Consider the following 13284-nt stretch of genomic DNA (forward strand, 5'->3'; position numbering starts at 1 on the left):
GGTAACTTCAGGTATCAACATGACCTTCTTTCGTGCGGCCGTTTGCGCCGCACTTTTTCTGGCAGCTTTGGCGCGCGGGCTTGCCGCTCAGGATGTCACCCTGTCTTCCCCAGATGGTGCTGTTGAGATCACTGGCACTCTGCTGGGTTTCGATGGCGAATTTTACCGGGTGGAAACCCAATTCGGCGAACTCACCGTCGATGGTTCAGGCGTTACTTGCGATGGACCAGGCTGCCCCAGCCTGTCCGGCTTTGTTGCGGAGATCACCCTGGCGGGTTCCTCTGCCATGTCCGAAGTGCTGCTGCCCGCACTGATAGAAGGCTTTGCGCTGCGCAATGGCTATCAGACCCGCCGGGAACCGCTGCCAGAGGGGAATTTCAGCCATGTCCTGCTGCGCGGGCAGAAGCCGGCCGCGAGGTTCACCTTTGCGGCCAGCAATACTGACGCCGGGTTCGCGGCGCTTGTCGCGGATGAAGCGGATGTGGCGATGGCCCTGCGGGAAATTCGGCCGCTCGAGCAAAAGGCCGCCCGTGCAGCAGGGCTGGGTGATCTGACCGGACCGGGCCGCAGCCGGGTGCTGGCATTGGACGCCTTCGTGCCTGTGGTGGCGCCAAGCAACCCGGTCCGGGATATTTCCTTGCAGCAGCTTGCCGGGATATTTTCCGGCCAGATCACCAATTGGCAGCAGCTTGACGGTCCTGATGCGCCGATTTCGATGCATATGCCGGTGTCCGGTTCCGGTCTTGCCCAGGCTGTCGAGGACAAGCTGATGGTGCCTTTCGGGGCTGGTCTATCAGCTGAAATCCGCCGCCACGATCGCAGCAGCACATTGGTCCGCCGGGTTCTGATAGATCCGTTTGCAATCGGCATTGCCAGCTATGCCGAAAAGGGAGCGGCGCGGGTTCTGACGCTGACAGGGACGTGCGGATTTTCGCTGCAGGCCAATCGCTGGGCGGTAAAGACCGAGGATTATCCGCTGACGGTTCCCATGTTCCTTTACCTGCCGGCCCGCCGGCTGCCCAAGGTGGCGCGGGATTTCCTGGCCTATGTGCGCGGGCCCGCCGCGCAGGCCGTGATCCGCCGGGCAGGTTTCGTGGATCAGGCACCGGAACTGATTCCGGTCAGCCGCCAGGGCAGCCGCCTGGCCAATGCGATATTGGCCGCGGACCGGAATTCGGGACTGTCAGAACTGCAACGTCTGGTGGAAACGTTGGGTGGCATGCGCCGGCTGACGGTCTCATTCCGTTTCGAGCCGGGATCCGCGCGCCCCGATGCGCAGTCGCGCAGCAATATCGAACAGCTGGCCCGGGCGCTGGAAGCCGGGGAGTTTGACGCCAAGGTCCTTGTGTTTGCAGGATTTTCCGATGGTGTCGGACCGGCGGAGGGCAATCGGCAGATTGCGTTGAAGCGGGCCGGTGCGGTGCGGGAGGCGGTGATCAGGGCAGCGGAGACGGCGGACGTCAGCCGGGTAGAGATCCGCACTGAAGGTTTTGGAGAGGCGCTGCCGATGGCCTGCGACGACAGCGAATGGGGCCGTCAGATCAACCGGCGCGTTGAGGTCTGGGTGCGTTAGGCCCTGCGGCAGCGGCGGGCTCCCGCGCGTTTGGCATGGCATCAAAGATGCCCTGCAAACCCTTGGGCGATGCACCGCACGGGCGTGCGGTGCGGCGGCGTTAAAGGTACCCGTGAGCGCGAAAGCTGAGCTCGGTGGATTTGCCGATGATCAGATGGTCGTGCAGGATGATTCCAAGGGCCGTGAGGGCGGCTTGAATCTGGTCGGTCATGGTGATGTCACTGTCCGACGGGGTCGGGTCACCGGAAGGGTGGTTATGGACCAGGATCAAGGCGCTGGCATTTAGTTCCAGCGCCCGCTTGGCGACTTCGCGCGGGTAGACGGGGACGTGGTCGACGGTGCCGCGGGCCTGTTCCTCGTCGGCGATCAGCACATTCTTGCGGTCCAGGAAGAGAATGCGGAATTGTTCGGTTTCGCGGTGGGCCATGGTGGTATGGCAATAGTCCAGGAGCGCGTCCCAGCTGGCGATGACCTGCCGTTGCAGCACCCGGGCGCGGGCCATCCGGTGGGCGGCTGCTTCCAGCACCTTGAGGTCTGTTATCACTGCGTCGCCGACACCTTTGACCTGTGCCAGCCGTTCCGGTGAAGCCGCAACCACGCGGTTGAAATCACCAAATGCGTCAAGCAGTTGCCGGGCCAGAGGTTTTACATCCCGGCGGGGGATCGAGCGGAACAAGACCAGTTCCAGCAGCTCGTAATCCGGCATCGCTGCGGCGCCGCCCTGCATGAAACGGTCGCGCAAGCGGGCGCGATGGTCCTTGATGTAGGACGGCAGGCGGCCGGGGGAGAGCGGGGCCGCAGGCGCTTCGCCGCTGTCCGGAAACAACGGCAGGGAGATGTCCTGAAATGAGGGGCCCTGTGCCATGGCGCCATGGTGCCGCCACCTTGGTTGAGGAAGTGTTAACGTACGCCGCGACGCGGCGGCAGAGTGGGGGCGGCATGCGTGCCCCCTATGCACCACTGCAGTGCGGCGTGAGAGGAGGGGCAGCGGTTGCCCGCGGGGTGGCGCTGCTTCGTTTTTGGAGCCCGCATTATTCCGGCCAAGCACATCCACGGTAAGTGAGTGCTCCAGAGGCAGCCAAAGCGCCACCGGGCCGGGGTAAAAGAAAAGCGCCCCGGTTGGAGGGCGCTTTTGAGTGAGCTGGTTGCAGCAAAATCCGGTGCAACGCCCGTTCGTCGCTGAAAACCATCCACGGGATGGTTTTCAGGGTGTTCCTCACCCCTTCATTCCATCCCAGAAGCTTTTCACCGAAGAGAAGAAGCTGCGCGATTCGGGGTTGGTGTTGTCCTCGGACATTTCCTCGAACTCGCGCAGAAGTTCCTTCTGGCGCGCGGTGAGGTTGACCGGGGTTTCCACCGCCAGTTCGATGAACATGTCGCCGGTGGCACCGCCGCGCAGTGCCGGCATCCCCTTGCCGCGCAGGCGCATCTGGCGGCCGGACTGGCTGCCTTCGGGGATCTGCACCCTGCCGCGGCCGCCGTCGATGGTCGGCACCTCGATGGAGCCGCCGAGTGCAGCCTTGGCCATGCTGACCGGCACGCGGCAATAGAGGTTGTTGCCGTCACGTTCAAACAGGCTGTGCGGACCAACCTCGACAAAGATGTAGAGGTCGCCCGGAGGGCCGCCGCGCAGGCCGGCTTCGCCTTCGCCGGCGAGGCGGATGCGGGTGCCGGTTTCCACGCCTGCCGGGATGTTCACCGACAGCGAGCGGTCCTTTTCCACCCGGCCGTGGCCGTGGCAGGATTTGCACGGGTTCTTGATGATCTGGCCCAGGCCCGAGCAGGTCGGGCAGGTGCGTTCAACAGTGAAGAAGCCCTGCTGCGCGCGCACCTTGCCCATGCCGGAGCATGTCGGACAGGTGGTTGGTTCCACCCCGCCTTCGGCACCGGTGCCCTCGCAGGAGGTGCAGGAGACCGAGGTCGGGACCTTGATCGTCTTGTGCAACCCGCCAAAGGCGTCTTCCAGCGAGACCCGCAGATTATACCGCAGATCGGCCCCGCGGGAGGCCCGCTGCCGCCCGCCGCCGCCGCGCTGGCCGCCCATGAAGTCGCCGAACAGGTCGTCGAAGACATCTGAGAAGGCGGAGGAGAAGTCGCCGCCGCCAAAGCCCTGGCCTTGCCCGCCGCGCTGGCCACCGCCCATGCCGTTTTCAAAGGCGGCATGGCCAAAGCGGTCATAGGCTGCCTTCTTCTCGGCATCCTTGAGGACGTCATAAGCCTCGTTGGCTTCCTTGAACTGCGCCTCTGCGTTCGGATTATCGGAATTCCGGTCGGGATGCAGTTCCTTGGCCTTCTTGCGAAAGCCCTTTTTGATTTCGTCTGCGGTGGCACCTTTGGCCACGCCCAGAACGTCGTAGTAGTCGCGTTTTGACATCGGATAACCCCATCTGCCCCAACGAAAATGGGCCGGTCCGGGGTCCGGACCGGCCCGCTATGGCCTGAGTATCAGGCGTTAGCGCTTGTCGTTGTCCAGGTCTTCGAATTCCGCGTCAACGATATCGTCATCCGCCGGGCCGGCGGCCTCGTCAGCGGCTGCAGGTTCGTCTTCGCTATCCGCTTCAGCTTGCGCCTTGTAGATCGCTTCGCCCAGTTTCATGGCGGCTTCGGTCACGTTCTGGATGCCGGACTTGATCTTCTCGGCAGTCGATTTCTCGTTCTCCAGTTCGTCTTTCAGCGCAGCCACGGCCAGTTCGATCACCTCGACGGTGGAGGGGTCGACCTTGTCGCCATGCTCTTCCACCGATTTCTCGGTGGAGTGGATCAGCGATTCGGCCTGGTTCTTGGCTTCGATCAGCTCGCGGCGTTCCTTGTCGGCCTCGGCGTTCTCCTCGGCGTCCTTGACCATCTTTTCGATGTCCTCGTCCGACAGGCCGCCCGATGCCTGGATGGTGATCTGCTGTTCCTTGCCGGTCGCCTTGTCCTTGGCGCCGACCGACACGATGCCGTTGGCGTCGATGTCAAAGGTCACTTCGATCTGCGGCATGCCGCGTGGTGCCGGCGGGATTTCCTCGAGGTTGAACTGGCCGAGCATCTTGTTGTCGGCCGCCATTTCACGCTCGCCCTGGAACACGCGGATGGTCACGGCGTTCTGGTTGTCTTCCGCGGTCGAGAACACCTGGCTCTTCTTGGTCGGGATGGTGGTGTTGCGGTCGATCAGGCGGGTGAAGACGCCGCCGAGGGTTTCGATGCCGAGCGACAGCGGGGTCACGTCGAGCAGCACCACGTCCTTGACGTCGCCCTGCAGAACGCCGGCCTGGATGGCCGCACCCATGGCAACCACCTCATCCGGGTTCACGCCCTTGTGCGGCTCCTTGCCGAAGAACTTGGTCACCTCTTCGATGACTTTCGGCATCCGGGTCATGCCGCCGACCAGGACCACTTCGTCAATGTCGGAAGCGGACAGGCCTGCGTCCTTCAGCGCAGCCTTGCACGGGTCCATCGAACGCTTGATCAGGTCGGAGACCAGGCTTTCCAGCTTGGCGCGGGTCAGCTTCATCACCATGTGCAGCGGCTGGCCCGAGGACGGGTCCATCGAGATGAACGGCTGGTTGATTTCGGTCTGCGAGGTGGAGGACAGCTCGATCTTGGCTTTTTCAGCCGCCTCTTTCAGGCGCTGCAGAGCCATCTTGTCCTTGCTGAGATCGACGCCGTTTTCCTTTTTGAACTGGTCCGCCAGGTAGTTGACGATGCGCATGTCGAAGTCTTCGCCGCCCAGGAAGGTGTCGCCGTTGGTCGACTTCACTTCGAACAGGCCGTCGTCGATTTCCAGGATGGTGACGTCGAAGGTGCCGCCGCCGAGGTCATAAACCGCGATGGTCTGGGTGTCTTCCTTATCGAGTCCATAGGCCAGCGCCGCCGCGGTCGGCTCGTTGATGATGCGCAGTACTTCGAGGCCGGCGATCTTGCCTGCGTCCTTGGTGGCCTGGCGCTGGGCGTCGTTGAAGTAGGCCGGAACGGTGATCACCGCCTGGGTGACTTCCTCGCCCAGGTAGGATTCCGCAGTTTCCTTCATTTTGCCCAGGGTGAAGGCGGAGATTTGCGACGGGGAGTATTTCTCACCCTTCGCTTCCACCCATGCGTCGCCGTTGCCGCCGTTGACGATGGCGAACGGCACCATTTTCTTGTCCTTGGCGACGGCCGCGTCGTCGAACCGGCGGCCGATCAGCCGCTTGACGCCGAAAATGGTGTTGTCCGGGTTGGTCACCGCCTGGCGCTTGGCGGGCTGGCCGACCAGGCGCTCGTCGTCGGTGAAGGCGACAATCGACGGGGTGGTGCGCGCGCCCTCGGCGTTTTCGATCACGCGGGGCTGGGAGCCATCCATGATGGCCACGCAGGAGTTGGTGGTACCCAGGTCAATGCCGATAACTTTGCTCATGTTCGATCCCTTACTTTTACTCAAGGCGATTACCCGAGGCCTGAACCCGTTGCGGCATCCCGGCCCCGATTGAAGTTGCGGTTTGGTCTGCACCTTGCCGCGTCCCGGCGTATATAGGGAGCAGAAAACGACCCTGCAAGCGCTCAGAGGCGCCCGGAACCGCGATTCAATGCGCTTTTTTGCAAGGGCTATGGTTAAGGATGGATGAACGGCGATGACTCTGCTGAAGGTGCGCGGATTTGATGTTCACAAGGGGTATCTGGACCCGGCCCGGCAAGCCGCGCTGATCGGCAGCTTGCGGCCGGTGCTGAAGGCGGCGCCCTTGTTTTCGCCCAAGGTGCCGGGCGGCGGTCGGATGTCGGTTCGGATGACCTCGGCCGGGCGGTTCGGCTGGTATTCCGATGCCTCCGGCTACCGCTACGCGCAGCAGCACCCGTCAGGTCTGGACTGGCCAGCGGTCCCGGAGGCGGTGCTGGAAGTCTGGCGGGATCTGACCAGGCTGGAACGGCAGCCGGATTGCTGCCTGCTGAACTACTACGGCGAGGGCGCCAGGATGGGGCTGCACCAGGACAGAGACGAGGCGGACTTCTCTTATCCCGTGGTGTCCATCTCCTTGGGCGATGACGGGCTGTTCCGTATCGGCAACCGTGCCCGCGGCGGCAAGACCGAGTCGGTCTGGCTCAATTCGGGAGACGTGGTGGTGATGGGCGGCGAGGCACGGCTTGCCTATCATGGTCTGGACCGGATCCGGTTCAAGTCCTCGCGGCTGTTGCCGAAGGGCGGGCGGATCAACCTGACGCTTCGCGTGGTCACGTGACGCTGGCGGGGTGCAAAAGTTTTGAAAAACTTTTGCCAAGACTTTTTGAAAAGTCTTGGGGGAGCGTTTTGCGGCTTTGGCTTCAATGCCTCAGCGTTCGGCGAGGGAGCAGCAGCCGGATAGCAATTCAATACCGTCCTGTTGCAGCAGGAGATCTGCTGACAGGCCATAAACCCGGTCCGACATGCCGTCGCTGCAGGTTTCGTGCCTGATCACGGCAGCCTGTCCGCTGGCCAATCCAAGGACGTAACGGTCCAGCCGTCCGGCGGCCGTTTTCAGCTCGCCAGTGTCCAGTGTTCCGACGCTTTCAGGCGTGGAGAACTTGGCCGTGCCGCCAGGAGAGACATTCAGGGACCAGAAAGGTTCGGTGCCGAAGCAAGCAAACGGAGCGGAGCGCAGGTGTTCCGAAACGGCCTGTTCACGCGTGAGATAGCGCAGGGCTACCCAGCCAGAGGTTTCGCCGGTGTTTACTTGCCCCCATGTGCCGGAACCGTCCGGTGCCACGACCTCGATGCTGCTTTGATCCGGAGAATAGGCGCCGATGACCGGAGAGCTGGCGGACGGTGTGCTGCGGATGTTCAGCACGTCATTTGCGGCAACACCGGTAACCTGAAACAGCGCAGGGTAATCCTGCGCAAGGGCAGGCAGGATGGTGCTGAGCAACCAGAACAGCGCAGCTGGGGCAAGCTGCCTCACCGCCGCGCGCTCCAGCTGATGGAAACGTGGCGGCGGGTATAGAATTCACCCATAAGGCCAATCACGATCAGTACCAGTGCCACCCAGGCGGCATACTGCCAGGAGCTGAAATGCGGGTTGTAGTTGATGAAGACGAAACCGCGGGACTGGTCGATGCAGTGAAACAGCGGGTTCCAGTCGAACATCGCCAGCATGAAACTGGGCAGCGTGTTGGCCAGAAACATCTTGCCCGAGGCAATCATGTTGGCACGTTGATAGACCATGGTCAGGATGCTGACCAGGCCGGGCGCCCAGGGTTTCAGAACAAGAAACACCAGCCCCACACCCACGCCGGTGACCCAGGCCAGCAGGACCATGCCGAAAGCCGGTATCGGTTGCTCGATATGCACGGGTGTGAAGGCGACGTGATAGACAAACAGAATGATGAACAGCGACAGCACCTGAATGTAAAGGGCGCCAATTGCGGCGGACAGAATGGCCACCATCGTGTTCATCGGCGCATGCTGCATCATCGGGCTGCTGGGCCCTTCGGCGCCGGCAACGGCGCCGACAGTCTTGGTGTGGACCATGAACAGGAAGATGCCGGACATGACATAGAGCAGGAAGTCGCCACGGATGGCGGAGCCGCGCAGGCCCAGCAGGGCGAACATGGCATAAAAGGCCCCGACAAAAAGGATCGCCTGCAGGATGTTCAGCCCGAGGGCCAGGAATGCGTTGTTGTGCTTCGAGCGGACACTTCGCACCACCGAGTGGAACACCACCTCGCCGAGGGTGAGAAATCCGGAAATCCAGGATTGCTGGGTGCGCTGCTGAAACATGAGACCTGCATTCTCTGCTCGATAATGATGCGGCTGCTTGCCGTTCTGTTATCAGCGCATCATAAGGGGCAAGAGGCAAATTTTCAATTAAACCCGTGTTAGGGAGACCTGCGTGACTTATCAAGACCTGGTGCCCGTGATCCGCCGCCTGGCCATCGAAGCCGGTGCGAAGATCATGGAGATCTATAACTCCGATGATTTCGACGTGAAGGTGAAATCCGACGAAAGCCCGGTAACGGCAGCGGATGAAGCTGCTGATGCGCTGATTTCGGCCGGCCTGCGGGCGGCATTCCCGGACATGATGCTGGTCACCGAAGAGCAGTCGGCTTCGCACAAGGAGCGCGGCGATACTTTCCTGATCGTCGATCCGCTGGACGGCACCAAGGAGTTCATCCACCGCCGCGGCGATTTCACCGTCAACATCGCACTGGTGGAAAAGGGCGTGCCGACCCGCGGTGTGGTCTATGCACCGGCCAAGCAGCGCATGTTCTTTACCCTGGCGGATGGCAGCGCAGTCGAGGAAACCGGAGCCTTTGATCCCGAGGCCATCGGCGAGACCCGCCCGATCCGGGTTGCGGACAGTGACAATTCCGCACTGATGGTGGTGGCGTCGAAATCGCACCGCGACCAGGCGACCGATGATTACATCGGCAAGTACAGCGTGAAGGACAGCAAGAGCGCCGGCTCGTCGCTGAAGTTCTGCCTGGTGGCCACTGGCGAGGCGGATCTGTACCCGCGCGTCGGCCGCACCATGGAGTGGGACACTGCTGCCGGTCACGCGGTGCTCGCGGGGGCTGGCGGCAAAGTGGTGCGTTTTGACGATCATTCCCCGCTTGTTTACGGTAAAGAGGGCTATGCGAACCCCTTCTTCATCGCCTATGCACCGGCTGTGGAATTGAAGAAAGCCTGATGTCTGTCCTGATCGTCATCCCCGCCCGTTATGCCTCGACCCGCTATCCCGGCAAACCGCTGGTGCCGCTGACCGGTGCCACCGGCGAGAAACGCTCGCTGGTAGAGCGCTCCTGGCGGGCGGCGTGCTCGGTGCAGGGCGCGGACCGGGTGGTTGTGGCGACGGATGACGATCGCATCAAGCAGGCTGCGGAAGCATTCGGGGCCGAGGTCGTGATGACCTCGGAATCCTGCGCCAATGGCACCGAACGCTGCGCCGAGGCGCTTGCGGCGCTGGGCGGCGGCTACGAGATCGTGGTGAACCTGCAGGGCGATGCGCCGCTGACCCCGCACTGGTTTGTCGAGGACCTGGTGGCGGGCCTGCGTGCCGCGCCCGGCATGGGGCTGGCAACGCCGGTGCTGCGCTGCAACGGTGAGACGTTGAACAGCCTCCTGGCTGACCGCAAGGCCGGTCGGGTTGGCGGCACGACCGCGGTATTTGCCGAAGACCGCAGTGCGCTCTATTTCTCCAAGGAGGTGGTGCCTTTTTGCGCACAGGTCTTTGAGGATGGCGAAAATACGCCAGTCTTTCACCACGTCGGAGTCTATGCCTACCGCCCGGATGCTCTGGCGGCGTATCCTGACTGGCAGACCGGGCCGCTGGAGAGACTCGAAGGACTGGAGCAGCTGCGCTTCCTGGAAAACGGGCGCAAGGTACTGTGTGTTGAGGTTGAAGCGCGCGGGCGTGAGTTCTGGGAGTTGAACAACCCTGAGGATGTGCCACGCCTGGAGGCCATGATGAAGAAAATGGGGCACGAGTGACTGGATTATGGTAATGAGAAACAGAACAACCAGCCGGCAGCTGCGAAGCGGCAGCCGGAGGCAGCGGGCAGCTGCTTTACATTTTGTTGGAGATAGCCGGGCATGATGCGCGCCAGCGTCCCCGCGCGGTGCGCGGGAGCCCGCCGCCGGTCCCGGAATTTGAGTATTGAGAGAACGCCATGCGCAGAAAAGTAACCAAAGCAATTTTTCCGGTTGCAGGCCTGGGGACCCGATTCCTGCCGGCAACAAAGTCCGTCCCGAAGGAAATCATGACATTGGTCGACCGGCCGCTGGTGCAATACGCCATCGACGAGGCGCGCGCCGCCGGAATCAAGGAGTTCATCTTTGTCACCTCGCGCGGCAAAGGCGCGCTGGAAGATTATTTCGACCATTCGCCGGTTCTGGAGCAGGAACTGCGCAAGAAGGGCAAGGATGAGCTTCTGGAAGTGCTGAAGAGCACAGATATGGAATCCGGGGCAATCGCCTATCTGCGCCAGCACAAGGCGCTGGGCCTGGGCCATGCGGTCTGGTGCGCCCGCCGGCTGATTGCCAATGAGCCTTTCGCGGTGATCCTGCCCGACGATGTGATCGCGGCCGAAAAGCCCTGCCTGCAGCAGATGGTAGAAGCCTATGAGGAAACCGGCGGCAACATGGTTGCGGCTATGGAAGTTCCGCCGGAGAAGACTTCCTCCTATGGCGTGCTGGATGTGAAAGAGGACATGGGCCAGGTGGTCCTGGCCAATGGCATGGTTGAAAAGCCGAAAGCCGGAGAGGCGCCATCGAACCTGGCGGTGATTGGCCGCTACATCCTGGCACCGTCGGTGCTGAAGAATCTCAACAAGATGAAGCAGGGCGCGGGCGGCGAAATCCAGCTGACTGATGCGATTGCCGAGGATATCACCAAGGATGTGCCGGTCTACGGCTACCGCTTCCGCGGCCAGCGGTTCGATTGCGGCTCCAAGTCTGGGTTCCTGCAGGCGACTGTTGCCTTTGCATTGGCGCGTGATGAACTGCGGGAAGATCTGATGAACTACATCACCGAGATTGCGCAGGTCGGCCAAGCCGCGCAGTAACCACTTTGGCCGCCCATTTTGGGCGGCCCAGCATGGGGCAGAGGCAGTGGTGAACATACTCGTGACCGGCGGTGCCGGATATATCGGCTCGCATGCGTGCAAAGCACTGAAGGCGGCGGGCTACACTCCTGTAACCTATGACAGCCTGGTGACCGGCTGGCAGGACGCGGTGAAATTCGGCCCCTTCGAGAAGGGCGACCTGCTTGACCGCGCCCGGCTGGATGAGGTGTTTGCCAAGTATCAGCCGGCCGCAGTGATGCATTTCGCAGCTCTCAGCCAGGTAGGCGAAGCGATGAGCGCGCCGGGTAGCTACTGGGCCAACAACACCGGCGGCTCGCTCAACCTGATCGAGGCCGCGGTGGCCGCGGGCTGCCTGGACTTCGTGTTCTCCTCGACCTGCGCCACCTATGGCGAGCATGACAATGTGGTGCTGGATGAAAACACTCCGCAGCTGCCGCTGAATGCCTATGGCGCCTCCAAGCGCGCGGTGGAGGATATCCTCAAGGATTTCGGGGCCGCGTATGGGCTGCGTTCGGTGATCTTCCGTTATTTCAACGTGGCGGGCGCCGATCCCGAGGCCGAGGTCGGTGAATTCCACCGCCCCGAGACCCATCTGGTGCCGCTGGTGCTGGATGCGATTGCGGGCAAGCGCGACGCGCTGACTATTTTCGGCACCGATTACGACACGCCCGATGGAACCTGCATCCGCGACTATGTTCATGTCTGCGATTTGGCGGACGCGCATGTGCTGGGCTTGAAGTGGCTGGAAGACGGCAAGGGCAGCCAAGTGTTCAACCTGGGTACCGGATCCGGCTTTTCGGTGCGTGAAGTGATGGACAAAGCCGAGGACGTGACCAGCCGGAAAGTGCCTTGCAGCACCGGTCCTCGCCGTGCTGGAGATTGCACCAAGCTGGTGTCGGGCTCGACCCGTGCAGTCGCCGATCTGGGATGGGAGCCGCGGCGTTCCACCCTGGAAGTGATGATCGCGGACGCCTGGGAATGGCATAAGACCGGCCATTACGAGGGTTGAAGTGTCAGAACCGGCCGCCCCTGATCTGCCGCCGCTGGGCCTGACCGGGGCCTACCGGTTGCGGTGGAAGCGGCGGCGGATGCTGTGGCGGGCTTTGCGGGCGCGCCGTCAGATGGCCAAGGTGGCAGGCCATACCGCGCAGATCCCTGATGAGGGGGTTCTTGCCTTCATCGTGCTGCGCAATGAGATCACCCGGCTTCCCTTCTTCCTCGACTATTACCGGCGGTTGGGTGCTGCGCATTTTCTGGTGGTCGACAATGGCAGCGATGACGGCAGTGCGGACCTGCTGGCAGAGCAGCCGGATGTCTCCCTTTGGCAGACCGCGGCCAGCTACCGGAATTCGCGCTTTGGCCTCGACTGGCTGGGCTGGCTGCTGATCCGCCATGGGCATGGGCGCTGGTGCCTGACGGTGGATGCGGATGAGCTGCTGGTCTATTCCGGGATGGAGGATCACGGGCTGGACAGCCTGACAATGCTGCTGGAACGGCAGGGTTGTTTGGGATTGGGCGCATTGATGCTGGATCTTTATCCCAAAGGGCCGCTGGGAGACCAAAGTTACACGCCAGGGCAGGATCCCCGCGGCGTGCTGCACTGGTTTGACACCGGGCCTTACCGGGCGGTGCGACAGCAGCCGATGCGCAACCTGTGGGTTCAGGGCGGCGCTCGGGAGAGGGTGTTTTTCCATTCGCAGCCGGAGCGCTCGCCGACGCTGAACAAGCTGCCGCTGATCCGGTGGAACCGCCGCTATGCCTACATCAACTCCACGCATTCCCTGCTGCCGCCGCAGATGAATGCTCTCTATGACGGACCGGGGGGCGCTTCGCCTTCGGGAGTGCTTCTGCACACAAAATTCCTGCCGGAAATTGTTTCCAAATCCGCAACCGAGAAGCAGCGGCAGCAGCATTTCCACACACCACAGCAGTTTGATGGTTATTACGATGGGATCGCAGCGGCGCCGGACTTGTGGCATCCCGGGTCTGTACGGTACCAGGATCCTGAGCAGCTGGCGGAGCTGGGGCTGATGACACCGTTGGACTGGGGAGCCGCCTGACGGCCGCAGAACTGTTGCAGCCGGGCCTTGGAACTGCGTAACTGTTTCTAAATTCGTTGTTAATACAATGTGCTCGTGACATATTGTGCGGAAACTTGCCACAGGTCCGGGGCGGCCTGGGCAGTCGGGCGCGCTCCTTGG

Annotated in this window: 12 protein-coding genes; 7 read left to right on the top strand and 5 right to left on the bottom strand. The window is 62.3% G+C overall.

All coding sequences use genetic code 11. The features are described 5' to 3' along the window. Positions 1 to 19: 19 nt before the first annotated feature. Positions 20 to 1573, top strand: coding sequence for a phosphate ABC transporter substrate-binding/OmpA family protein (locus OKQ63_RS20385; RefSeq protein WP_264211837.1), 1554 nt, complete (start codon positions 20 to 22; stop codon positions 1571 to 1573). A 100-nt stretch (positions 1574 to 1673) separates the two neighbouring features. Here OKQ63_RS20385 and radC read toward each other — a convergent pair whose 3' ends face one another. From radC to dnaK, 3 genes are all read right to left on the bottom strand, one after another. Further along, positions 1674 to 2438 carry a RadC family protein gene (gene radC / locus OKQ63_RS20390; protein ID WP_264211838.1) on the bottom strand — a complete coding sequence of 255 codons (765 nt, stop codon included), beginning with the start codon at positions 2436 to 2438 and terminating at the stop codon, positions 1674 to 1676. Between the two features lie 351 nt (positions 2439 to 2789). Further along, the gene (gene dnaJ / locus OKQ63_RS20395) at positions 2790 to 3947 is read right to left on the bottom strand and encodes a molecular chaperone DnaJ (protein WP_264211839.1); all 1158 of its coding nucleotides are present in this window, start codon (positions 3945 to 3947) and stop codon (positions 2790 to 2792) included. 78 nt (positions 3948 to 4025) lie between these two features. Further along, positions 4026 to 5948 (bottom strand): molecular chaperone DnaK, encoded by a 1923-nt coding sequence (gene dnaK, locus OKQ63_RS20400; RefSeq protein ID WP_264211840.1) that lies wholly within the window; start codon positions 5946 to 5948, stop codon positions 4026 to 4028. 214 nt (positions 5949 to 6162) lie between these two features. On the opposite strand from dnaK, the gene OKQ63_RS20405 reads away from it, so the two are divergent. Beyond that, a complete protein-coding gene (locus OKQ63_RS20405; protein ID WP_264211841.1) occupies positions 6163 to 6765 on the top strand; it encodes an alpha-ketoglutarate-dependent dioxygenase AlkB family protein in 603 nt (200 codons plus the stop codon). A gap of 90 nt (positions 6766 to 6855) precedes the next feature. On the opposite strand, the gene OKQ63_RS20410 is transcribed toward OKQ63_RS20405, so the two are convergent. Beyond that, the gene (locus OKQ63_RS20410) at positions 6856 to 7461 is read right to left on the bottom strand and encodes a COG3650 family protein (protein ID WP_264211842.1); all 606 of its coding nucleotides are present in this window, start codon (positions 7459 to 7461) and stop codon (positions 6856 to 6858) included. After that, a complete protein-coding gene (locus OKQ63_RS20415; RefSeq protein WP_264211843.1) occupies positions 7458 to 8279 on the bottom strand; it encodes an ABC transporter permease in 822 nt (273 codons plus the stop codon). The genes OKQ63_RS20410 and OKQ63_RS20415 overlap by 4 nt, the downstream gene beginning before the upstream one ends. Positions 8280 to 8391: 112 nt before the next feature. Here OKQ63_RS20415 and cysQ point away from each other — a divergent pair, with 112 nt between their 5' ends. The 5 genes from cysQ (at position 8392) to OKQ63_RS20440 (ending at position 13143) form a co-directional block, all read left to right on the top strand. Beyond that, positions 8392 to 9189 carry a 3'(2'),5'-bisphosphate nucleotidase CysQ gene (gene cysQ, locus OKQ63_RS20420; RefSeq protein WP_264211844.1) on the top strand — a complete coding sequence of 266 codons (798 nt, stop codon included), beginning with the start codon at positions 8392 to 8394 and terminating at the stop codon, positions 9187 to 9189. Then, on the top strand, positions 9189 to 9989 hold the full coding sequence (locus OKQ63_RS20425; protein WP_264211845.1) for a 3-deoxy-manno-octulosonate cytidylyltransferase: 801 nt from the start codon (positions 9189 to 9191) through the stop codon (positions 9987 to 9989). The genes cysQ and OKQ63_RS20425 overlap by 1 nt, the downstream gene beginning before the upstream one ends. 179 nt (positions 9990 to 10168) lie before the next feature. Then, complete coding sequence (gene galU, locus OKQ63_RS20430) at positions 10169 to 11062, top strand: UTP--glucose-1-phosphate uridylyltransferase GalU (protein ID WP_264211846.1); 894 nt, start codon at positions 10169 to 10171, stop codon at positions 11060 to 11062. A gap of 46 nt (positions 11063 to 11108) precedes the next feature. Next, complete coding sequence (gene galE, locus OKQ63_RS20435; RefSeq protein ID WP_264211847.1) at positions 11109 to 12092, top strand: UDP-glucose 4-epimerase GalE; 984 nt, start codon at positions 11109 to 11111, stop codon at positions 12090 to 12092. 1 nt (position 12093) lies between these two features. Further along, complete coding sequence (locus tag OKQ63_RS20440) at positions 12094 to 13143, top strand: glycosyltransferase family 2 protein (RefSeq protein WP_264211848.1); 1050 nt, start codon at positions 12094 to 12096, stop codon at positions 13141 to 13143. Positions 13144 to 13284: the final 141 nt, after the last annotated feature.

This window comes from Leisingera thetidis, from assembly GCF_025857195.1.
Taxonomy (GTDB): Bacteria; Pseudomonadota; Alphaproteobacteria; order Rhodobacterales; family Rhodobacteraceae; genus Leisingera; species Leisingera thetidis.

Coding starts and splice junctions, on each gene's coding strand:
- OKQ63_RS20415 (WP_264211843.1), bottom strand. CDS start 8,279: ATGTTTCAGCAGCGCACCCAGCAATCCTGGATTTCCGGATTTCTCACC.
- dnaJ (WP_264211839.1), bottom strand. CDS start 3,947: ATGTCAAAACGCGACTACTACGACGTTCTGGGCGTGGCCAAAGGTGCC.
- galU (WP_264211846.1), top strand. CDS start 10,169: ATGCGCAGAAAAGTAACCAAAGCAATTTTTCCGGTTGCAGGCCTGGGG.
- OKQ63_RS20425 (WP_264211845.1), top strand. CDS start 9,189: ATGTCTGTCCTGATCGTCATCCCCGCCCGTTATGCCTCGACCCGCTAT.
- radC (WP_264211838.1), bottom strand. CDS start 2,438: ATGGCACAGGGCCCCTCATTTCAGGACATCTCCCTGCCGTTGTTTCCG.
- OKQ63_RS20405 (WP_264211841.1), top strand. CDS start 6,163: ATGACTCTGCTGAAGGTGCGCGGATTTGATGTTCACAAGGGGTATCTG.
- OKQ63_RS20385 (WP_264211837.1), top strand. CDS start 20: ATGACCTTCTTTCGTGCGGCCGTTTGCGCCGCACTTTTTCTGGCAGCT.
- dnaK (WP_264211840.1), bottom strand. CDS start 5,948: ATGAGCAAAGTTATCGGCATTGACCTGGGTACCACCAACTCCTGCGTG.